This window comes from Ferrimonas kyonanensis DSM 18153 (assembly GCF_000425405.1).
GTDB lineage: Bacteria > Pseudomonadota > Gammaproteobacteria > Enterobacterales > Shewanellaceae > Ferrimonas > Ferrimonas kyonanensis.
Genome location: NZ_KE384370.1, coordinates 50,578 through 71,946 on the forward strand (window position 1 = coordinate 50,578; position 21,369 = coordinate 71,946).

The following is a 21,369-nucleotide window of genomic DNA, read 5'->3' on the forward strand; positions in this document are numbered from 1 at the left end:
GAGAGGGGATGCGAGTCTCTAACCAACAGCTGTATCTGAATAACATGTACAGCATGCAAAATAACTCCAATAACTTGGGCGAGCTGTTGCAGAAAATGGCCTATGGCAAGAGCATTCTCAAGCCATCGGATGATCCCATCGGTGCGGTGCAAGTGATGACGGTGGCGCGGGATCAGGCGGCCACCAGCCAGTACGTGGACAACATCGGCGCCCTGTCCGACAGCCTGGATCGCAGTGAAAGCTACTTGACCAGCATGATCGACATTCAGAATCGAATGCGGGAGATCATCACCTCCACCGGCAACGGCTCGTTGTCCACCGAGGACCGTCAGGCCTACGCCGATGAGTTGACCGAGTTGCAGGAAGCCATGGTGGACATGGCCAATGCCAAGGATGACAAAGGCAACTACATCTTCTCCGGCAACGAGACCGATACGGCACCGGTGACCAAGGATGCCTCTGGCAAGTATGTCTACAGTGGTGACAGCAATACTCGAGAGGTGCAGGTCTCTGACTCCACCTGGATCACGGCCAACAGTGGCGGTGATGAACTGTTCTTCAATAACGCCAGTGATGACATCTTCAATGGCCTGAGTGATTACATTGCGGCTTTGGAGGACCCGACATTGGGGCCGGGTGATCCCACTTTCGATGGCCAACACGCCGGAATGCTGTCTACCCTGGATGACACCCTTACCAGCATCAGTGGTGTGGTGACCAGCATTGGTGGCCGCCAGAACAGCCTGGAGCTGATTGAGTCCTCCCACGCCGACATGATGCTGTTCAACGAACAGCTGATGGGAGAGGTGTCCGGCCTGGATTATGCCGAGGCCCAGACTGAATATGAAAACTCACTGGTGGCAATGAAAATTGCCCAGCAGAGTTACGTGAAGATTGCTCAGTTGTCTCTGTTTAACGAGATGTAAGGTAGACCATGCTTACCCGGGTTTCAGACTCTCTACTTACCCCAGTCGGTCCTCAGCAGCGGCCGGGACCGGCTTCGACGGTGGCCAGCAAGACCGAGGGCGACCGCCGCCGGCCGACGCCGGCTACGCCGCTGTCCCGGCACCGGCTGCGTTGTTACCAGCAGTGGGAGCGGGTGACCCGGGAGCATCAGCAGGTGGTGTACGCTCAGGTGGCGGAAGCCACCCTGAGCCGAGTCTGGCGCCTGGCTTGCCAATTGCAAAAGTTGGTGGAGCAGGGAATCGCACATCAGCAACTGTCCCAAAGCGCCAAGATGCAGGCCCTGGCCGAGCGGCTGGCTCAGATTCCGGGCCAGTACCGGGGCCGGCCACTGTTGGACGTTCGAATGACGCTGATTCCGCTCAATGGAGAGCCGGCACCGCGGCTGTGCCAGTTGAAGTCGGTGCCATTGCTGGCTTCCCGCCCTCGGGACGAGCTGGTGGAGATGAAGCTGGGTGAGCAATGGCTACAGATGAGGTTGCCCGCCAATGCTTCGTCGGCAGAACTAGAAGCCGTGGTGCGCCAGGCGTTAATGCCTGTTGGCATCGAGCTCAGCGTTGAACAGGGCGTCGCTCGGTTCAGCGTGCCATCGGCGCTGTGGACGTCGTTGCAGGGCCAGGTGGCCATGCGCGGTCAGGGCCAACGTCTGCCTGCGGGCGAGCTGCGGCCGATACGCCTGTTGGAGCGATTTCACTGGCAGGACCCTCGAGGTTGGCGCTTTACCTCTGTCGATGAGATGAAGCAGAGCTTACCGAAAATTCAGGGTGTCGTGGCCAAGTTGGCCCGCCAGTTGACGATGACCCAGGGCGTTCAAGCGCAGATGCAGCAGACGTTGAACTCTGCGGATGGAGGCTTGATGGAGCATGAGGTGGACTCGCAGCTGCAACGGTTGCAGGTTCTGTTGAATCCCGGTGGGTTTCATCAGCGGATGAAGAGTTTGATGGCCCAGGCGAACGCCAGCCGCAATCAGACTCAATCACTGCTTTACTGAAACAGGCGCTTTAGTTCACCACACTCCTGCTCATCCACCACTCCCTGTTGCTGCATCTGTTCCAGGTGATCCAGAAAGCCGGACAAGTCTCTCGGTGCCGCTCTCGCCTCAGTGGGGCGAGGGCCGTTGGTAAATGCAAAAGCCAGACCCGCAATCAGGGCGCCAATACCCAGCAACTCAATCAGTGCCATGAAGCTATCCCGGTGATGAAATTTCCATCATTGTCGCAAGTGCATGGTGACTTTTCAAGATAAAAACTTGTTTATTTTCATGGGGTAAGCCTTTGTTTGGCGATCGTTTGCGATCGCCAATTTGATCCCGATGGGATCCGGGGCGGTAGCACCATAACGGAGTAAAGATGACCGTGGCGAGTTGACCCTCGGCAGCATTGGTCGCGGTTTCAGCGCTTAGCGCAGTCGGTTTAAGTTTCTGTTCCGTCAGGTCGCTCTGTGGCTGTAGGGCCAAAGGAAGGAAAGCAGGCGGAAGTGCGATTTCCCCGACGTCGGAAACGACAGCGTCAGGCGCCACTCAGCTTCCTCCCTTTGATACATAACTTGTTGATTAAAAGTGAAAATAATTGATGGCACGATTCTAGCAAGAGTCCTGTGTTCAATGAGGAGAAACCATGATTTCAGGAATGTCAGCAGTGCAATGGGCGGAACAGCTAACTGCCGTTGAACGTGCGGGAAAGGATCAGCTCTATTCGACGCGGCAGACTCAGTACGACAGCCAACTGGACGCTTACAAATTGCTGGAATCCTCTCTAGATAAGATGACCGCCGATCTGGAAGCGCTGGGCGACGATGCCTTTAACGCCAAGTCCGGCAGTATCAGCGATGAGTCGGTCGCCAAGGTCACGGTCGGTCCGGATGCCCCTGCCGGTAATTACAACCTGGAGGTGTCCCAATTGGCTCAAGCTAGCCAGGTTACCGCCAGTTTCGCCAGTGAAGATGCGCTATTGCCCACGTCTGGCGTGTTTGAGATTGACGTCAATGGCGACAAGCTGACCATCGATTTTGCCACCATGAACCCCGGCGGTACCGCCACGGTGGAAGGGTTGCGTGACTACATCAACAAGAACGCCGTCGATATGGGCGTGCAAGCGTCATTGATGCGTAAGGGCGATGGCAGTGTGGAGTTGTTGCTGACCTCGACCGAGACCGGCGTCGCTAATCAAATCTCCGTGACCCAGGACGACAACGCCTTTGGCTTTACCGATCTGGTGGTGGGTCAGGACGCCAAATTCAAGCTCAATGGCATCGACATCAGCAGCAGCACCAACTACGTGGAAGACGTCATCGATGGCGTTTCACTGGAGTTGATGGAGACCCATGAAGCCGGCAAATCGAGCACCATTACCGTCGACAATGACACCGAATCCACCATGGACGCGGTGAAAGACTTTGTTAACTCCTACAACAAGTTAATGAGTGAGATTGCCGGGTTGACTCAGAGCCTTGGCGCCACGGTGGAAGCGGAGTCTGACATCGGTAAAGACGATGAGGACGAAGACAGCGAGGACGCCAAGCAGATTGAAGAGGATCAGCTGGGTGTCCTCAAGGGCGATTCCAGCATTCGAATGCTGAAAGGATCTCTGCAAAATGTGCTGTTCACAGCGTCAGACAACGGCATGCGCCTGGGTGACGTGGGCATCGAGTTGGATCGCAATGGCAAGTTAACCATCGATGAAGACAAGCTGGAAAAAGCGCTGAAGAGCGATTCAGCGTCGGTGGAGAAGATGTTTACTTCAGACAACGGCTATTTGAACCGGTTGGATAAGGTGATGGATCCCTTCACCAAGCGCGATGGCTTTATCGACATGAAAAAAGACAACATCGATTCTCGAATCGAACGTCTTGAAGACGACATCGCCAGTCATGACTATCGCATGAAACAAACCTATGACCGCTATCTCGCTCAGTTCACTGCCATGGAGGGCTACATCAGCTCCATGAACAGTTCTGCCGGATTGTTTTACTAACGGATAAACCAATGTTACACGACCAAGACCCCTTTAATGCCTATAAGCAAACCTCGCTGAATGCGAGGGCCGCCGCCGCCAATCAGCATGAAATGGTGCGGATGTTATTGGATGGCCTGATGGATGAGCTTGCTCGCTCTCAGGGCCACATTGAAGCCAAGCAGCATGAAAAAAAGGGCAACAGCATTCAGCGCTGTATCAACATCGTTCATGGCCTGGACAGCATGCTGGATCTGGAGAATGGCGGTGAAGTGGCGCAGAACCTGCACCAGCTTTACGACTATTGTAGCCGACAACTGATGTCGACCAGTATGAAGAATGACAGCCAGATGTTAGTCCCAGTAGTAAAGGTAATCTCCGATGTCCGAGAAGGTTGGCAAAATCTCAATTGAGCAGTGGGCTCGGTTTGGCAGGGCGCTGCAACAGTTCGCTGCTAAGCAGGACTGGGCCAGAGTGGCTCAGATTGACACTAAGTTGCAGGCGTTGCTGATTCAGGAAGGCAAGCCCCAGAACGAAGAGCAACTGGCGGCCCGTAAGGCGCTGGCGAAGGTTCACCGGGAAGTGTTGTCCCAATTGATCGGTGCGCGAGATCAGCTGGTCGATGAAATGGGGCAATTTCAATTACAGCGGGAAGGCTCAATGGCCTACCGACACACGGAGCTCAGCGGTGAACGCATTTCCAATTAACCTGCCGGGAGCGGCAACGGTGGACACTGAGGCCGGCATTAGTGCCAATCCTCAGGGGCAGCCGGCGGCCATTGCGGTGTCCTCGTCGCCATACTCGGCGGTGGCCCAAGAACTGACTGCTGCGATGACCGCGGAGTTGGAGACTGAGGCGGCAAGCACAGAACCGGGTGACAGTGAGTCGCTGCTGGTTGAGGGTGCGCTCGAGATGCTGCCACCACTTGCCGTCATCGACGTCGAGGTTCAACCGGACCCGGCAGGGCAGGAATCGATGCCACTGGCTATCGGTGCCGAGTTGACTGCGGCCACCGTGGTGTCACCGGCTCCGGTACCAGAGACGCCGGTGGCGCCAGCGGCATTGTCGGTTTCCATGGATGCGGTGGAGGCGATGCCGATATCTCGCCCGCTCACCACCTCGATGGTAACCGGTGCCGAACCCGCACCGGCCGCGACTGCGGCATCGGTGGTGCCGGTCACACCGCCGAATCCGCCAGTGAAGACGAACACCACGGTAGCGGCGGCAGCGGCGACTGTCACTGCGGCGGTTTCGGTCGCGCCCGTTGCGGTGATGCCGGAGCAACTGGAGGCTCGAATTCAGCTGGCGGCCGCTCGCAGTAAAGCTCTGCCGGTGGCGGCGGTCGACACCGCTGTCGCCAATGGCGGAGCCTCACAGGCCCTGGTGAGTGTTTGGGGGCCGATGACGGTCACCAAGAGTGGGGATCAGGCATTGTTGGCGAGGGAGATGCTGGCGCCATTAGGTGACCAGATCCGTTTCAACCTGGAGCAGGGCATAAAGCGGGCCGAAGTGCGATTGGATCCACCGGATTTGGGGCGAATCGAGTTGACCATCCGTCAGGAGGGAGACCGGATTTCGGTGCAGCTGCACGCCGCCAATCCTCAGGTTCGGGATGCGCTGGCTCATGGGGCGGAGCGCTTGCGTCAGGAGATGATGCAGCAGTTTGATGGTCAGGTGGATGTGGACGTTGGTCAGCAGCAACCCGGACAACAGCAACACCCCTCCCAAAGCTGGGATGAGCGCATACTGGCCGCGGAGCATCATGAGATGAGCCGGCCAGAGGATGAACACGACATCATCGATATGTTGGCATAGAGAGAAGGGCACAGAAAATGGCAATGTCGACAGGAATCAAACGACTACTTCAGCTCAGCGTGCTGGTGGTGTGGTCCGGTGCCATGGTGATCTTCGGGGTCATCGGCATCGGTAACCCGGAAGACTTGGATCTGCCGTTTGGCCTCAGTGAAAAGGCCGCGGAGCCGGATAAGTTCTACCCGATGGACAAACTGGTGATTTCCCTGCCAGGAGAGCGTTATCCCCGCTACCTGTTGCTGGAGATGGCGCTGCAGTCCCCCTCGGAAGGGATTGAATCCATCTTGCTGCAGAGTGACCCCTTGCTGAGAAACACCATGATCAAGTTAATGGGCAGCAAGTCGGTAGAGGAGCTCAATGGCACCCATAACATGGAACAGTTGCAGCAGGAGGCCAAACAGGCGCTGCAAACCGTGTTAACCGAGCATGGCTTTGGCGTTCAGTTGGACGCCGTGTTGTTTACCCGCCTGGTGGTTCAGTAGGAGGTTCGATGTTAGCTCAGGCTTGCAGTTACGAGAGTGAGAGTCGCAGCGGCTCGGAATCGGAACAACTGAGTCAGTTTCTGCCTCTGGTGAAAAAGGCCGTCAATCAGTTGCGTAGCCATTGCGGCACCATGTTGGAAGTGCAGGATATGGAGCAGATCGGCATGATGGCCTTGCTCGATTCCCTGCGCCGCTACCCGGGCGAACTGGACGGCGGTTTCATCAACTTTGCCAGCAAGCGGATTCGAGGCGCGATTCTCGATGAACTCAGGCGCCTGGACTGGCGACCACGGCCGGTACGCCAGCAGGCTCATGAGTTTAACGACATCGTTCGCAAGCTCTCCAGAGAGCTGGGGCGACCGCCCCGGGACAGCGAAGTGGCCGAGGCGATGGCGCTGACGCCGGAACAGCTCAGAGAGAGGCTGTACGCCAGCCAGGCTGAATCGATGCAGAGCCTGGATGAGCTGTTTCAGAACGGCGTGGAACCGGATGCGGGTCAGGACGGCCAGAACCGTTTTATCGACAAACGCACGCTGGTTAAGGCACTGGGCCAGTTGAAGCAGAGAGAACAACTGGTGCTTGGCCTCTATTACCAACATGAGCTGAACCTGAAAGAGATTGCCCTGACCCTGGGGCTGACGGAATCGAGGGTGTGTCAGCTGCATAAGCTGGCTGTCAGTCAGCTGCAACAGATTCTGCAGCAGTGGCAAACCCCCGAGAAGAGACGACACGTATGAAAAAAATGTTAGGTTTTATTGGTTTGCTGTTGGCGGTCTTCGGGGGTTACGCGTCCCACGGCGGCTACCTGTCCAACCTGTGGCAGCCGGCGGAGATGGTGATTATTTTTGGCGCCGGTATTGGTGCGCTGTTCATCGCCAACCCCATCGACGTCATCAAGGATATGTGGCATCAGCTGAAAGATCTGTGGGCCAATGAGTCCGAGGATCCCGAGTTATACCCACAGGTGTTTGGCTTGATGCATGTGCTGTTGAGTCAACTGCAGTCTCAGGGGATGAAGGTGCTGGATGAGCACATCGAAAATCCCAATGAGAGTTCGATGTTTCTGATGTATCCGGCGGTACTCAAGCAGGAGGAACTGCTGCAGTTCATCGTCGATAACCTGCGGATGCAATCCATGGCCAAGGTGGCACCTCACGACCTGGAAACACTTCTCGAAGAGGAGATCGAACGGATTCACGAGGATCATCTTCGGCCGTCCGAGGCGCTGTCAAAAGTCGCCGAGGCGATGCCGGGCTTCGGCATCCTGGCGGCGGTGATGGGGATCATCATTACCATGGGCAGCATCGATGGACCGTTGACCATGATTGGGGTCAAGGTCGCAGCCGCCTTGGTCGGGACCTTCATCGGCATCTTCGCTTGTTATTGTATGTTCGACCCGCTGGCCACCGCCCTGGAGCATCTGGTGGACCGGCACACCGCTCGACTCAGGTGCATGGCCGCCATTCTGGTGATGCACGCCAAAGGCAAGCCACCTCTGTTGGCCATTGATGCCGGGCGGCGTCAGATTCAGCATGAGAATCGACCCAGCTTTATCGAGGTTGAACGTTGGCTTGAGGCACAACAACTTTGATGCAGCAAGGAAAGTCGCCAGTGATCATTAAAAAGGGTAAGAAAAGGAAACACGGGGGCAGCCATGGTGGCGCCTGGAAAGTCGCGTTCGCCGATTTTACCCTGGCGATGATGTGTTTCTTCATGGTGATGTGGCTGATGCAGATCGCCGATCAGCAGGAACGTCAGGCCATTGTGCAGCAGCTCAACGGGCCACCGATTGAACAGGGCGCCAACCCACTGGCGACCAGTGTCAATAGCTCCATCATCGACTTTGAGGGCAGACCGAGCCTGGACAAAGCGGCCATACCGGCGACCGGTACCGGCCCGGAACAGGCGGGGGTGGCGATGTTTAATAACATCCCCGAAGGTGAGGTGGACTCGTTGGCCGGTAAGGGCGATGAACTCAATGCCATGGTACCGGGCAGCAGTGATACCCAGATCCAGTTGCAGACCCTGGCTCAGCAAGTGCACGACGTCACTCAGAACAGTGAAATTGCCAAGCATGTGGATTTTGAAATGACGCCTCAGGGGCTGCGCATCGTGATTCAGGACTCGTCGGATCAATTTATGTTCAAGCGTGGCCGCAATCAGATGGAGCCCTATTTTGAAGATCTGATGCTGTCGCTGGCGGAGATTCTGGCACCGGTGAAAAACCGCTTTATTGTCAGTGGTCATACCGACTCGGCGCCCTTTGCCGGCAATCGCAAGACCAACTGGGAGTTGTCATCGATGCGGGCACTGGAGGCTCGGCGGGCACTGGTGATTGGCGGTGTCGATGCCAGCCGGGTACTGCAGGTGGCTGGTTATGCCGACCAGATGTTGCTGAATGACGCGGATCCGATGGCGGCGCAGAATCGGCGCATCGAGCTGTTTATTCTCAGTGACGAGGGGGAGCAGACCCTGTTTGACCAGCATGGTTTGAGTGGCGCCCAGATGCAGCAAGCCCGCTCTCGAGCCGAGTCCAACAGCCCTAGGTTGAGATACAATGACTAACGCCCCTAATACCCAAAAAAGCAAAGCTAATCAGGAGGATCCGGCCTTTGTTCGCAATGGCCCGGATCGGCTGCAGAAGGTGTTCCTGTACCTGATCCTGGTGAACTGGCTGGTGGCCGGCTTGCTGATGATGAAGATCGACAGTTTGAGCTTCCTGGCCGGTACTCTGGCCGGTGGCGGCATCATTATGCTGCAGTTTTTCCTGTTGAAGTTGACCTTGATGCGGGCCCGGCGCGCCGGGGATGGCTACCTGCTGTACCCGGTCACCGCCAGCACTCTGCTGATTGTGTTGTTATTGATTGGCTTTTTCTTTTTTTACTGATGCCTTCAGGTAGTCGGCCTGGCGCCGGCTACTCTTTTCCCTGCCAGTTACGGCGAGCTCCGCGCTGATCTCAATTTCACTCCTGCCAGGGGCGCTGCTGACGCGTCCGCTTTTTTGTTGGTGTCCGGGTTAGGGCTCGATGGGCGGCGATGCCGGGGCGGAGCGTGGTTAATGCCCATAGCCTCTCAATGGCACTGCGAATCTTTTTCTCGAGGCCGGGAGCAGGGTGAGGTCAGGATCCCAGTTGGATTCGAAATAGACGTTTTCGGGGTGGGTTTCGGAATATGGGAAACGCTTTTCCCGGCAATTTAATATTCGGAATCAGGTAACAGTTTTAATATTTGAATATCCATGTGTGTGATTACTGTCACGGTTGACGTCGATGGCGGGGCGCCACAATACAGTGGAATTATTTGATGAGTAATTCGAACTTGCTTAATAACTTCAAATAACCTGTCGGGTTAAATGTGCTCGAAGGTAATTTGATGATGGAAATGCCACTGTAATTATTGCTCGAGAATCGAAGTTTAAATGTCATTTAAAATTTCGATGTCGCGCAATACCAAGGAAATGATGATGAAAACTACCAATCCACTGGTCTGTCTGACTGTGGTTGCGGCCCTGTTTAGTGCCAGTTCACTGGCCCAGGACAGTTGTCTCAATTGCCATAAGAACGCCAAACTACTGCAGAAAATGATCGAGAAGAAACAGCTTGCCACCGGTGAGTTAAGCGCCGAACAACGGGCTGCCCAGCTTCAGGTGAGTCTTGATGCCATGGCCAGCCACGGGGAACTTGATTGCAGCGACTGCCACCAGGCCGATGCCAGCAAGGCCAAATCCTGGCACCCGGCCATTCAGAGCGACCCGACTGCCGACGGTGGTTCGGTGTGCAGTGACTGTCATGGCGAGGAGATGGTTACCAACTTCCGTCACTCACTGCACTACACCGTCAACGGCATTGCCAAGGGGCTGGTGGAGCGCTTGGCGCAAACCCCTAATGCCCAGGAGCTGTATGATGAGATGCACCATGCCGAAGTGGAGGGGTGTAACAGTTGTCACGCCACCTGTGGCCAGTGCCACATCAGCCAACCGGATTACGTCGGCGGAGGGTTGTTGAATAAGCACGCGTTCGTGAAAAATGCCGATCCGGAGCAAACCTGTGAAACCTGTCACTATGAAAATGCCGAGACTCATAAAGAGTTAGACGCCCACGTGACGAAACACAACATGAGCTGTACCGATTGTCACAGCGCTCAACAAGAGTTTCATGGTCGAGATATTAACGAGATTCCAGAAGGTAATTTATATTCTGGCGGGCCGGATAATATAACCAAGGGGCATTTTGAACAGACTCAAAAAAAGGACATTATTCAAGTTAAGTGTGAAGACTGTCATCAGGATAAGATTGACGATCACACCGAATTGCTGACCGGTAAGGCGGCGTTAATTAATCACAATGAAAAATTGAAATGCACCGCTTGTCATACTCAGCCCTACACCAACTGTTTTGGTTGCCATGAAGACTCGCCTGAATCCGTCGGTACCTGGGAAACCCTTAAGCGGGTCGTTAAAGGCGCCGTCGGCGAAGTAGGGGATGAGAACATTAAACTGGGCCTGAGTGTTGCCAACGATCCTCACAGCAAACTGGTGCCCCTGAGTCACTCTGGTGGTGTCAGCAAAGACAGTAAGGCGGTAGTGAATCTGAAGGATCCGGCCACCAAGTCTTATTGGGTTCCCTTTGCCGCCCACTTTGTCAGCAAGAACCCGCTGGCCACGGCGGAAGCCCGCACCAGTAAGCGGATGTGTGAGAACTGCCATAACACCGACAACGACATCTTCCTAAAACACAGCGACGTTCAGCTTGGCATTACCGATCCGGTGTCGGAAACCCAGTGGATTGTCCCTGCCAACCGTTTGCCTAAGCACTAAGTCACTATCAGGAGTATTACTATGAAATCCATTACCATTGCTGCTTTGGCACTGTTGAGTACTCAGGCATTGGCGGCACAGGCGCCGGTGTCGGCATCAGGCTATATGATGGGGCTGAGCAACTATCTGTGGCGCGGTCAGAGCATCAGCCTGGACAATCCCTCGCTGCAGTCCGACTTCATGCTGGAGCATGACATCGGCCTTTACGGTGGCGTCTCCTATGAGACCTATCGGTATGAGGATGGCGCCGATGAGGTCAAGGACTACGAGATCGATTACTACGGTGGTTACTACCACATGTTTAACGACGATCTGGGTATGGGCCTCAGCGCCATGAAATACACCTTTGGTGACGGCGATGACACTCTGGAGTACACGGTGTCGGTGGACTACCGCAACCTGAGCGCCACCGTCAATTACGACGAGGATGTGAAAGCCTGGTACAGCGAGCTGAATTACTCGGTGGCCCTGTTTGCGGACAGCACCCTGGTGGTGCACGGCGGGTGGTTTACCGATGCCGAAAACTACGGTTACGGTGATGAAGCCAACCCGGCGGATGAGTTCTATGATGTGGCACTGCGTTACGATTATCCGTTCTGGGATACATTCAGCCTGTTGTTGGAAGCCAGTTACCACGAGTATGACGACGACCACTACATGATCGGTGTGGCCTACTGGCTGTAAGCACAAGTTACGATTCAGTCTGTCCCTCAGCTGAGTCAAAGCCCCGGGTTTGGCCGGGGCTTTTTTCTGTCTGCGAGTTACGACGCACTGGTCTGAGCGTCGGCCGAGGCCGGTGGCTGTGGCGACAGCCGGTGGCCGAGCCAACGCTCCATGATCAGGCAGGCGGTCAGATCACCGCTGACGTTGATGGCGGTGCGGCACATATCCAGCAGGCGGTCGACCCCAATCAACAGGGCGATGCCCTGGGCGGGGACGCCGATACCATGGAGAATGGTGGCGAGAATGACGATGCCCACCCCCGGGGTACTGGGGGAACCGATGGACGCGCCGACGGTGGTAATGGTCAGCATCAATATCTGCCCCTGGCTCAGTTCTATGCCGTAAACCTGGGTCAAAAACAGCGCGGCAACCACCTGGTAAAGAGCCGTGCCATCCATGTTGACCGTGGCGCCCAGTGGAACCACGAAACGGGCGATGCCCGGCGACACCTGTAATGAATCCTGGGCGGTTTTCATCGACAGCGGCATGACGGCGGCGGAGCTGGAGGTGGAGAACGCCAGCAACTGTACCTGGCGAACCTGGCGCAGAAACCACTGGGGTGAGCGATGGGCCAGCACCGCCACCATCAGTAAGTACACACTCAGCAGCAACAGCAAGCCCAGTAGCACCACACCGACATAGGCCGACATGCCGAGTATGGCGTCGGGGCCAAGGCGAATCGCCAGCTCAGCCAGCAGACCAAACACCGCGTACGGCGCCAGCATCATCGCCCAGCCAACCACTTTGAGTGACACCTCTTGTACGCTTTGCAGCAAGGCCGTCAGCGGTGCGGTCATTGTCAGGGGCAGGGCGGTAATGGCCACCCCCAATATGATGGCGTAGATGACGATCTGCAGCATGTCTTTGGTGACCATGGCCTGATTAATGTTGGTGGGGATCAATTGGGCGATGCGCTCGGGCAATGACAGGCTCGGCATCAATTGCGGATCGGACATTCGGCTGGCCGCGGCACTGGCATGCTGAACCAGACTGGCATCGATGTGGTCGCCGGGGCGCAGAGTCAGGGTTAACACAATGCCGATACTGACGGCGATGGTGGTGGTGGTCACAAAGTAGGGCAGAATCCTCATTCCGACTTGCTTCAGGTAACCGGAATCGCCACTGGAACACAATCCCAGCACGATGGAGGAGAGCACCAGCGGAATCACCATCATCTGAATCAGGTTGAGGAATACCGCTCCGGGCAGGGCCAGCCAATCGGCGGCCAGGGCGCTGGTGTTGTCGGTGAGCAGAGCGGCCCCATGGGGAGACAGCAGCAGCCCGGTGCTCAGACCCAGCACCATGGCAAGCAGAATTTGTGCCCACAGGTGGGTGCGGATAAGCAGGGTAATGGAGCCGATGTCCATCGTGTTGGTTGAGGCGGGAGCTGGCATGAACTGTCCTCCGTGGCGGTTCAGGGCGACGGATTGTTGCTGACCATCGCTAGCGTGTATGAGGATACCCCTGTGGTCAGGATGCTGCAATGGCTTGAATGACAGGCAAAAAAAAGCCCGCTGAAGTTCAGCGGGCAGAATAGCAATCAACAAAAAAGAAGGAAGTTAAGCAAAAGAACCTTATTCCCGGGTTGACCTTGCTTAGGTGTCACCCCGGTAGGAAATCGTTGACTCGGAGAGTCGTTATCTCCTCAATGACCGCTATTCTATGGCAACCCTTTCCCTTGGGACAACCAAGAAAAATTGCTTTTTTGCATTAGTTTTTCTCATTTAACTTTGATTCAATTTCGGTCGTAGGGAGTGCTGGATTCAAACCTGAATGGCCGGTTGATAAGGGTTGCGGGCACAGTTTGTGGCAAAGTGGGCGCTGAGTCACACTGGCTTATGTGTGTAAGCAAAAATAATATTGAAAACGATCGCTCTTGGCTGAAATCCCATGGCTGGTTATAGTGAGCCGGTCTACAAAATCATAATAAAGGAATAACAATGCGCATTTTGGCATTTTCTATGCTGGCCGCGTCCCTGCTGAGCGGGTGCCAGTCGATGGATAAGGAGCAGCACAGTGCTGTACCCGAAACCGCCCGCAGTACAGTGGTTGACAGCCTGCATGGGACTCAGGTGGCTGACCCCTATCGCTGGCTGGAAGACCTGGACAGCGCCGAGACGGCAGATTGGGTAAAACGTCAACAGAGCTATGGCGATCGTTATCTGGCTCAGATCCCAAATCGCACTGTGATTGAGGATCGCATCACGCAACTGTGGAACTACGAGAAACTGAGCCCGCCGGAGGTCAAAGGTGAGAATCAGTTTTTCTATCGCAACGACGGCCTTCAGAGCCAGTCGGTGTTGTACCGTGCCGATAAGCAGGGCAAGCATGACAAGGTGTTGCTGGACCCCAACGGCTTTTCCAGCGATGGCACCATCGCCCTGTCCGGAGTCAGCATCAGCGAGCAGGGACAGTGGTTGGCCTACGGGACCTCTCAATCGGGCTCCGACTGGCAGCAGTGGCAGTTCGTCAATATCGCCACCGGCGAGGCCCTGACCGACAAGCTGGAGTGGATTAAATTCTCCTCCGCCACCTGGGACAAGCAGGGTGAGGGGGTCTGGTATTCCCGTTATGATGCCCCGGCGGCCGGCGATAACAAGATGGAGCAGGCCAACTACTTCCAGAAGGTGTATTACCACAAGTTGGGCACCCCTCAGTCTGAGGACACCTTGGTGTACCACCGTCCGGATCAGAAAGACTGGGGTTTTGGCACCGAGTTGTCTGACGACGGTAAGTACTTGCTTATCACCGTGTCCCAGGGCACCGATCCCCGCAACCGGTTCTTCTATCAAGAACTGGCGACCGGCAACACCGTTGAGTTGATGTCGGAACTGGAAGCGGAGTATCTGTTTCTGGGCAACGACGGCGATACCTTTTACTTCAAGACCGATTACCAGGCTCCTAAGGGCCGCATCATTGCGGTTGATCTGACTAAGCCGCAGAAAGCCCATTGGCGCGAACTGGTGGCTGAGACCGACAACACCATCTACAACGCCTCGATCATCAATAACCGCTTTGTGGTCAGCTATCTGAAAGACGTGCTGGCCGAAGTTCAGGTGTACGGCCTTAAGGGCGAGCTGCAGCAGACCCTGGCATTGCCCGGAGCCGGCCGGGTGGTCGGCATCAGCGGTGGTCGCGATGATCAGCAGATGTACTTCCTGTTCAACTCCTACATCCATCCGACCGGAGTGTATCGCTACGACTTCAACGGCAGCGAAGTCAGCGCTTACAACATCCCGGACGTGGCCTTCAGCCCGGCAGATTACGTGTCTGAACAGGTGTTTTACACCAGTAAGGACGGCACCCGGGTGCCGATGATCATCTCCTACAAGAAGGGGATGAAGAAGGACGGCAACAACCCGACGCTGCTGTATGCCTATGGCGGTTTCAATATCTCGCTGACCCCTCGTTTCTCTCCGGCCACCATTGCCTGGCTGGATATGGGCGGTGTCTACGCGGTGCCTAACTTGCGCGGCGGTGCGGAGTACGGCGAAGCCTGGCACCAGGGGGGCATGAAGGAGAAGAAGCAGAATGTGTTTGATGATTACTACGCGGCGGCGGAGTATCTGATTGCCCAGAACTACACCAACAGCAGCAAGCTGGGGGCGTACGGACGCAGTAACGGCGGCCTGCTGATGGGCGCGGCGCTGACTCAGCGTCCGGACCTGTTTGCGGCGGTATTGCCCGCGGTCGGCGTGCTGGACATGTTGCGTTTCCAGAAGTTCACCATTGGCTGGGCCTGGACCTCGGAATACGGCAGTGCCGACAATGCCGAGGACTTTGGTTACCTGCGGGCGTATTCGCCACTGCACAATGTGGTGAAGCAGGCCTACCCGGCCACCATGGTGATGACCGCCGATCACGACGATCGGGTGGTGCCGTCTCACAGCTTTAAGTTTACCGCCGAGTTGCAGCATCAGCAGCAGGGGGATGCACCGGTCATTGCTCGGATCGAAACCAAGGCGGGTCACGGTGCGGGTAAACCGACTGCCATGAAGATTGCCGAGTTCCGCGACATCTACGCCTTCTTGTGGCACAACTTCGGCCTGACGTTGCCGGAGCGAATCCAGTAACCGCTGTTCAGTAACTGTGCGATCGGGGAGGCTTAGCCTCCCTTTTTTGTTAACTGACGCAATTTGAAACTCAAACTTAGCATTTCTGGACTGCCATCACTTTGGGTCATGGGGTATAGTAGCCAGTCATTCCAACAGGTTTTAGACAGTGAACAGGAAGGGAAATGGCGTTTCGTTGGCCCATCAGAGTGTACTATTCGGATACTGATGCAGGCGGGGTGGTCTACCACGCCAATTACCTGAACTTCTTCGAGCACGCCCGGTCAGAGATGTTACGTCAGCATGGCTTTGAGCAGGATCAGCTGATGGCTGAAGACGTGCTGTTTGTGGTGCGTAACATGAACATCGATTTTGTTCGTCCGGCCCGGTTTAACCAACATCTGACTGTCGAGACCGAGATCACCAAGATGGGGGGCGCCAGCATGGTGTTCAGTCAGTCTTTGGTGGATGACGAAGGTCAGCGATACTGCCAGGCCGACGTCAAAGTGGTTTGCATTAATGCCAGCGGTTTTACGCCGGTGGCGATCCCTTCGCATATTAAACAGGAGTTAACGGGTGTCAGCTGAAATTTCCTTTATCAATCTTTTTCTGGAAGCCAGCTTACTGGTAAAGCTGGTGATGCTGATGCTGTTGCTGTTGTCCATTACCGGCTGGGCCGTGATCATTCAGCGCCGTAACGTGTTGAACAGTGCCACCGTCAATGCCAAGAAATTTGAAGACCGTTTCTGGTCCGGTGTCGATCTGAGCCGCCTGTACCAGGAGCTGTCCTCCCGAGGAGACCGCAACACCGGCATGGAGTTGCTGTTTACCGCTGGCTTTAAGGAATACATGCGCCTGAATCAGACCGCCACCAGCGGCGGCGCCATCATGGATGGCTCTCAGCGTGCCATGCGGGTTGCTCTGTCTCGGGAAGTCGACAAGCTGGAGTCCAACCTGTCACTGCTGGCTACCATTGGTTCCACCAGTCCCTACATCGGTCTGTTTGGTACAGTCTGGGGCATCATGAACGCCTTTATTGCCCTGGGAGCGGTACAAAACGCCACCCTCAACATGGTGGCTCCTGGTATTGCCGAAGCCTTGATTGCAACCGCCATGGGCCTGTTTGCGGCGATTCCGGCGGTGATCTTCTTTAACCGTTACTCCACCAAGGTGGAAAAGCTGGAAAACAGCTACATCAACTTTATCGAGGAGTTCTCCAGCATTCTGCATCGCCAGGCCTTCAGTGATAAGGAAGGCCGTTGATGCAAGGCTTCCAGCGCAAGCGGCGGCGTAAGGTCGCCGAAATCAATGTGGTGCCCTACATCGACGTGATGCTGGTGCTGCTGATCATCTTTATGGCCACCGCCCCCATTATCTCTCAGGGGGTCAAAGTGGATCTGCCCCAGGGAGAGGCGGAGCCGTTGAAACGGGATTCCAAGCCGCCGCTGGTGGCATCGGTAACCGCCGAAGCGCAGTATTTCCTTGATAATGGCAGCGTACAGGACGATCGCCCGCTGATGCTCGATGAGCTGGCGGCATTGGTGGCGGCGGAGCTGCAGCTCGACCCTCAGCGGCCGGTGGTGGTGAAAGGGGATCGCCAGGTTTCTTACGATGAAGTGATTCAACTGATGGTGAGCCTGCAGAAAGCCGGTGTGCCGTCGGTGGGACTGATGACCGAGAGTGCGGAGCAGTAAATGCAACAGAAACTGACCCTGCCGTTCATTCTCTCTTTGCTGGCCCATGTGGGCCTGTTTGCCTTGCTGGCACTGAGTGTGAATTTTCAATCTAAGCCCAAACCCCAGCCCCAGGCCAGCGCGCCGGTGGTGCAGGCCGTGGTCGTCGACCAGGCCCAGGTGCAAAAGCAGGTTGAGCGAATCAAAAAAGCCAAGGCCGATGCGGCGGCGGCAGAGCGTCAGCGCCAGAATGAACTGGAGCGCAAGCGCAAGGCCGAGCAGGAAAAGCTGCGTAAGCTGGAGCGGGATCGTAAAAACAAAGAGCTGGAAATCAAAAAGGCCAATGAAGCGGCCAAGCAAGCCAAGCTGAAGCAGAAGAAAGAGCAGGAGCAAGCCAAAAAACTGGCGGATCAACGCAAGCGCGAAGAAGCGGCGAAGCAGAAAGCTGAGCGGGATCGCAAGGCGGCGGAAGACGCCGCCAAGAAAGCCGAAGCAGAACGAAAACGCAAAGCCGAACAGGCGGAGGCCGAGCGTAAGCGCAAAGAGCAGGAGCGCAAGCGCAAAGAGGCCGAAGAAGCCGCTCGACGTGCCCGTGAGAAGGAGCTGGCGGATCAATTGGCGGCCGAGCAGGCGCAGTTGTCGGCGGCCCGCAACCAACAGGTGTTGTCGGAAGTGCAGCGGTACGAGGTACTGATTCGCCAGACCATCCAGCGTAACCTGCGCACCAACACCAGCATGCGTGGTAAAGAGTGTCGAGTAAACATTAAACTGGCACCGGACGGTTTTGTGATTTCCAGTAAGACCCTGGATGGTGACACCAGTGTCTGCCGGGCGACTCAGGCGGCCATCAATGCCGCCGGTAAGTTGCCGGTGTCGCCGGAGGCCGACGTCTACGCCAAATTGAAAGATATCAACTTAACGGTACAACCCGAGCAATAGTGAAAGGCCAGATGAGATTAAAACAACGAGTAATGATGGCGTGTTTGGCGCTGTTCACCCTGGTGGCAATGCCGGCCCGGGCCACATTGGAAATCGTGATAACCGAAGGCATCGATGCAGCCCGCCCGGTTGCCGTGGTGCCTTTTGTCTGGGAAGGCCAGGGCGCCATGCCTGAGCAGATCGCCGATGTGGTCTCTTCCGACCTGCGTCGTTCCGGGACCTTTAACCCCATCGCCCAGGGGCTGATGCCCAGTCGGGTCGGATCGGCCGCCGAGCTGAACCTCAAAGCCTGGATCGAGACCGGCGCCGAAGCGGTAGTGGTGGGCAAGGTCAGTGAGTTTGGTCCAGACCAGTACCAGGTCAGTTTTGAGTTGGTGGACCTGGTTCGGGCGCAGATGACCGGCGGTGACAGTCGCGGACTGCAGAACGGCAAGTTGGTGCAGACTCAGGATCACATCCTTGAGGGGCGTGACACGGTGATCCGTGGCAGCCAGTTCCGCCAGTACGGCCACCGCATCTCCGATCTGGTCTATGAAGCCCTGACCGGCATCAAGGGGGCGTTCTTGACTCGCATCAGCTACGTGACCGTGGATGATGCCGATGCATTCAAGTTTCAGCTTCGAGTAGCCGACTATGATGGCTATAACGAAAAGGTGTTGTTGCGTTCTAAAGAGCCGCTGATGTCGCCATCGTGGTCGCCCGACGGCCGCAAACTGGCGTACGTGTCGTTCGAGAAGAACCGTTCCGAGATCTACATTCAGGATCTGTACACCCAGCAGCGCCAACGGCTGACCAGCTTTGAAGGCATCAATGGCTCGCCGGCGTGGTCGCCGGACGGCAAGCAGATGGCGATGAGCCTGTCAAAAGACGGCAACTCTGAGATCTACGTCATGGATTTGGCCAGTAAAGCGTTGCGACGCATTACCAACCATTATGCCATTGACACCGAACCCAGCTGGCACCCGGATGGTAAATCGTTGATTTTCACGTCTGAACGGGGTGGTCGGCCGCAGATTTATCGCGTATATTTGGATACCGGAAGGATCCAGCGTTTGACCTTCCAGGGGGAGTGGAACCTCGGTGGTTCTATTACACCGGATGGTCGTTACTTGGTGATGGTGAACCGGACCAACGGACGTTACCACATTGCTCGCATGGAGCTGACTACCGGCTTTATGGATGTGTTGACCGAAACCTATCTGGATGAATCCCCAAGTGTTGCCCCGAATGGCACCATGATCATTTATGGGACGAGTCACAATGGCCGCCAGGTTCTGGCTGCCGTGTCGGTGGACGGCCGATTTAAGGCGCGAATTCCGACTCAGGTAGGCAGTGTGAAAGCGCCTTCTTGGTCGCCTTATCTTTGATTGGAAAGAAATTATTTAAAAGGAAAACTCAGATGAAACTGAATAGCCTACTCAAAGGTATGCTGATTGCTGTACCGGCTCTGGCGCTGACAGCGTGTTCCAGTACCTCTGATAGCGACAGCCAGTCCCAGACTGGTAACACTACCAATGAGCAAGCCGTAGACAGCGGTGTACAGACTGGCGCCATTGAGCCAGTACTGACTCCTGCTGAGCAACAGCGCCTGAAGTACCAGGAACTGCGTAAAGAGCACATCCTGTACTTCGACTTCGATCGCAGCGACATCCAGGCTGAGTTCGGCGAATTGCTGGAAGCTCACGCTAACTACCTGATTGAAAACCCAGGTGTTAAAGTTCTGATTGAAGGCCATGCTGATGAGCGTGGTACCCCTGAGTACAACATCGCCCTGGGCGAGCGTCGTGCTAAAGCGGTATCCCGTTACCTGCAGGGTCTGGGCGTACTGTCCTCTCAAATCTCCATCGTATCTTACGGTGAAGAGAAGCCTCTGGACGGTTCCGCTACCGAAGCCGCTCACGCTAAGAACCGTCGCGCGGTACTGGTTTACTAATCGATACGGTTAACTTATGAAGAAAGCTGTTATTGCAACAGCTCTTCTATTCATGGGGGCGCAGCTTCAGGCTGCGCCCGCTCCCGTTATAGAAGCAGCTGAAAACACCTCCCCGTCTCTTTCCGGCACCGACCTGAATTCTCGCGTTAGCCGCCTTGAGCGCCTAATGAAAGCGCGCAACCAGGCTCAACTGCAGATGCAACAGATGTTTGATCAGCTTCAGGCGGAAGTGTCTGAATTGCGTGGTCAAATTGAAAGCCAGCAGTACCAGGTTCAACAGATGGTCGAGCGCCAGCGTCAGTTGTATCAGGAATTGAGTCGCATCGAGACCCAGCTGAAAAGCGGGGCTTCCTTACCCAGCGCGGGCATCCCCGCCAGTGGCGGCAGTGCAGCGGTGGCGACGCCTAACCTGTCCCTGTCTGAAGCCGAGGCTTATCAGCAAGCGGTGGATCTGGTGCTGAAACAGCGTCGTTACGACGATGCCATTCCGGCGTTTCGGCAGTTTATCGAAAACTACCCTCAGTCTTCCTATACTGCTAACTCCCACTATTGGTTGGGGCAGTTGCTGTTCAACAAGGGCGAACTGACTGAAGCTAAGACGGCCTTTAATACCGTTGTTTCTCAGTATCCGGATTCCGCTAAACGCGCCGATTCGTTGTTGAAGCTGGGACTGATCGCCGCCGAGAGCGGAGATAAGGCCGGTGCTACGCAATATTTCAATCGCGTGGTGAAGGAATATGGCAACTCCAATGCCGCCAAATTGGCGAAAAAAGAGCTGTCAAAAGGCTAAGTTAGAGAATTTCACTGGCTGCAGAATCTCTTTTTTGACCGCTTAGTTGTTTTTGTGCGCAAAAGGCCAAAAAAGACAGATTTCCAGTTGCACGCCAAAGCGAAATTGGTATTATAGCCGCCCGTCGGATGAGGCATCTCAGACGACAATCGAGTGGGTCGTTAGCTCAGCTGGTAGAGCAGTTGGCTTTTAACCAATTGGTCGAAGGTTCGAATCCTTCACGACCCACCACTT

23 protein-coding genes and 1 tRNA gene are annotated in these 21,369 nt (G+C 55.7%); 22 read left to right on the top strand and 2 right to left on the bottom strand.

What is annotated here, in order from left to right; genetic code table 11:
* The first annotated feature begins 8 nt into the window (after positions 1 to 8).
* Positions 9 to 926: a flagellar hook-associated protein FlgL gene (gene flgL / locus H598_RS0122085; RefSeq protein ID WP_028114953.1), complete on the top strand. Its 918-nt coding sequence runs from the start codon at positions 9 to 11 to the stop codon at positions 924 to 926.
* Positions 927 to 934: 8 nt separating this feature from the next.
* On the top strand, positions 935 to 1,954 hold the full coding sequence (locus H598_RS26685; protein WP_156897150.1) for a hypothetical protein: 1,020 nt from the start codon (positions 935 to 937) through the stop codon (positions 1,952 to 1,954).
* Here H598_RS26685 and H598_RS0122095 read toward each other — a convergent pair.
* Positions 1,948 to 2,145 (bottom strand): hypothetical protein, encoded by a 198-nt coding sequence (locus H598_RS0122095; RefSeq protein ID WP_028114955.1) that lies wholly within the window; start codon positions 2,143 to 2,145, stop codon positions 1,948 to 1,950. The genes H598_RS26685 and H598_RS0122095 overlap by 7 nt on opposite strands.
* 446 nt (positions 2,146 to 2,591) lie before the next feature.
* Between H598_RS0122095 and fliD the strand changes: the two genes are divergently transcribed.
* The 11 genes from fliD to H598_RS0122150 all read left to right on the top strand — a co-directional run bounded on the left by fliD (position 2,592) and on the right by H598_RS0122150 (position 11,709).
* Positions 2,592 to 3,935 (top strand): flagellar filament capping protein FliD, encoded by a 1,344-nt coding sequence (gene fliD / locus H598_RS0122100; RefSeq protein ID WP_245595639.1) that lies wholly within the window; start codon positions 2,592 to 2,594, stop codon positions 3,933 to 3,935.
* A gap of 11 nt (positions 3,936 to 3,946) precedes the next feature.
* A complete protein-coding gene (fliS, locus tag H598_RS0122105) occupies positions 3,947 to 4,327 on the top strand; it encodes a flagellar export chaperone FliS (RefSeq protein WP_028114957.1) in 381 nt (126 codons plus the stop codon).
* Complete coding sequence (locus tag H598_RS0122110; RefSeq protein WP_028114958.1) at positions 4,296 to 4,622, top strand: hypothetical protein; 327 nt, start codon at positions 4,296 to 4,298, stop codon at positions 4,620 to 4,622. The genes fliS and H598_RS0122110 overlap by 32 nt, the downstream gene beginning before the upstream one ends.
* Positions 4,603 to 5,730 carry a flagellar hook-length control protein FliK gene (locus tag H598_RS25845; protein ID WP_028114959.1) on the top strand — a complete coding sequence of 376 codons (1,128 nt, stop codon included), beginning with the start codon at positions 4,603 to 4,605 and terminating at the stop codon, positions 5,728 to 5,730. The genes H598_RS0122110 and H598_RS25845 overlap by 20 nt, the downstream gene beginning before the upstream one ends.
* Positions 5,731 to 5,753: 23 nt before the next feature.
* Positions 5,754 to 6,209, top strand: a complete 456-nt coding sequence (locus tag H598_RS0122120; protein ID WP_169629341.1) for a flagellar basal body-associated FliL family protein — start codon at positions 5,754 to 5,756, stop codon at positions 6,207 to 6,209.
* Between the two features lie 8 nt (positions 6,210 to 6,217).
* Entirely contained in the window at positions 6,218 to 6,946 is a 729-nt protein-coding gene (locus tag H598_RS0122125) for an RNA polymerase sigma factor FliA (RefSeq protein WP_028114961.1), read from the top strand.
* Positions 6,943 to 7,800: a flagellar motor stator protein MotA gene (motA, locus tag H598_RS0122130; protein ID WP_028114962.1), complete on the top strand. Its 858-nt coding sequence runs from the start codon at positions 6,943 to 6,945 to the stop codon at positions 7,798 to 7,800. The genes H598_RS0122125 and motA overlap by 4 nt, the downstream gene beginning before the upstream one ends.
* A gap of 20 nt (positions 7,801 to 7,820) precedes the next feature.
* Positions 7,821 to 8,774: a flagellar motor protein MotB gene (locus H598_RS0122135; RefSeq protein ID WP_245595640.1), complete on the top strand. Its 954-nt coding sequence runs from the start codon at positions 7,821 to 7,823 to the stop codon at positions 8,772 to 8,774.
* Complete coding sequence (locus H598_RS25275) at positions 8,767 to 9,096, top strand: hypothetical protein (RefSeq protein WP_051252960.1); 330 nt, start codon at positions 8,767 to 8,769, stop codon at positions 9,094 to 9,096. The genes H598_RS0122135 and H598_RS25275 overlap by 8 nt, the downstream gene beginning before the upstream one ends.
* A gap of 576 nt (positions 9,097 to 9,672) precedes the next feature.
* Complete coding sequence (locus H598_RS0122145) at positions 9,673 to 11,025, top strand: hypothetical protein (protein ID WP_028114964.1); 1,353 nt, start codon at positions 9,673 to 9,675, stop codon at positions 11,023 to 11,025.
* Between the two features lie 21 nt (positions 11,026 to 11,046).
* On the top strand, positions 11,047 to 11,709 hold the full coding sequence (locus H598_RS0122150; protein WP_035416452.1) for a TorF family putative porin: 663 nt from the start codon (positions 11,047 to 11,049) through the stop codon (positions 11,707 to 11,709).
* A gap of 77 nt (positions 11,710 to 11,786) precedes the next feature.
* On the opposite strand, the gene H598_RS25280 is transcribed toward H598_RS0122150, so the two are convergent.
* A complete protein-coding gene (locus tag H598_RS25280; RefSeq protein ID WP_051252961.1) occupies positions 11,787 to 13,142 on the bottom strand; it encodes a dicarboxylate/amino acid:cation symporter in 1,356 nt (451 codons plus the stop codon).
* Between the two features lie 546 nt (positions 13,143 to 13,688).
* On the opposite strand from H598_RS25280, the gene H598_RS0122160 reads away from it, so the two are divergent.
* The 9 genes from H598_RS0122160 (at position 13,689) to H598_RS0122200 (ending at position 21,366) form a co-directional block, all read left to right on the top strand.
* Positions 13,689 to 15,821, top strand: coding sequence for a prolyl oligopeptidase family serine peptidase (locus tag H598_RS0122160; protein ID WP_028114966.1), 2,133 nt, complete (start codon positions 13,689 to 13,691; stop codon positions 15,819 to 15,821).
* A gap of 164 nt (positions 15,822 to 15,985) precedes the next feature.
* A complete protein-coding gene (gene ybgC, locus H598_RS0122165; protein ID WP_028114967.1) occupies positions 15,986 to 16,387 on the top strand; it encodes a tol-pal system-associated acyl-CoA thioesterase in 402 nt (133 codons plus the stop codon).
* The gene (gene tolQ / locus H598_RS0122170; RefSeq protein WP_028114968.1) at positions 16,377 to 17,063 is read left to right on the top strand and encodes a protein TolQ; all 687 of its coding nucleotides are present in this window, start codon (positions 16,377 to 16,379) and stop codon (positions 17,061 to 17,063) included. The genes ybgC and tolQ overlap by 11 nt, the downstream gene beginning before the upstream one ends.
* Positions 17,060 to 17,494: a protein TolR gene (tolR, locus tag H598_RS0122175; protein ID WP_028114969.1), complete on the top strand. Its 435-nt coding sequence runs from the start codon at positions 17,060 to 17,062 to the stop codon at positions 17,492 to 17,494. The genes tolQ and tolR overlap by 4 nt, the downstream gene beginning before the upstream one ends.
* Complete coding sequence (tolA, locus tag H598_RS0122180; protein ID WP_028114970.1) at positions 17,495 to 18,412, top strand: cell envelope integrity protein TolA; 918 nt, start codon at positions 17,495 to 17,497, stop codon at positions 18,410 to 18,412.
* 11 nt (positions 18,413 to 18,423) lie between these two features.
* The gene (gene tolB, locus H598_RS0122185; RefSeq protein ID WP_028114971.1) at positions 18,424 to 19,779 is read left to right on the top strand and encodes a Tol-Pal system beta propeller repeat protein TolB; all 1,356 of its coding nucleotides are present in this window, start codon (positions 18,424 to 18,426) and stop codon (positions 19,777 to 19,779) included.
* A gap of 32 nt (positions 19,780 to 19,811) precedes the next feature.
* Entirely contained in the window at positions 19,812 to 20,345 is a 534-nt protein-coding gene (gene pal / locus H598_RS0122190; protein ID WP_028114972.1) for a peptidoglycan-associated lipoprotein Pal, read from the top strand.
* A 16-nt stretch (positions 20,346 to 20,361) separates the two neighbouring features.
* Positions 20,362 to 21,135 (top strand): tol-pal system protein YbgF, encoded by a 774-nt coding sequence (ybgF, locus tag H598_RS0122195; RefSeq protein WP_028114973.1) that lies wholly within the window; start codon positions 20,362 to 20,364, stop codon positions 21,133 to 21,135.
* A gap of 155 nt (positions 21,136 to 21,290) precedes the next feature.
* A tRNA-Lys gene (locus H598_RS0122200) sits at positions 21,291 to 21,366 on the top strand.
* Positions 21,367 to 21,369: the final 3 nt, after the last annotated feature.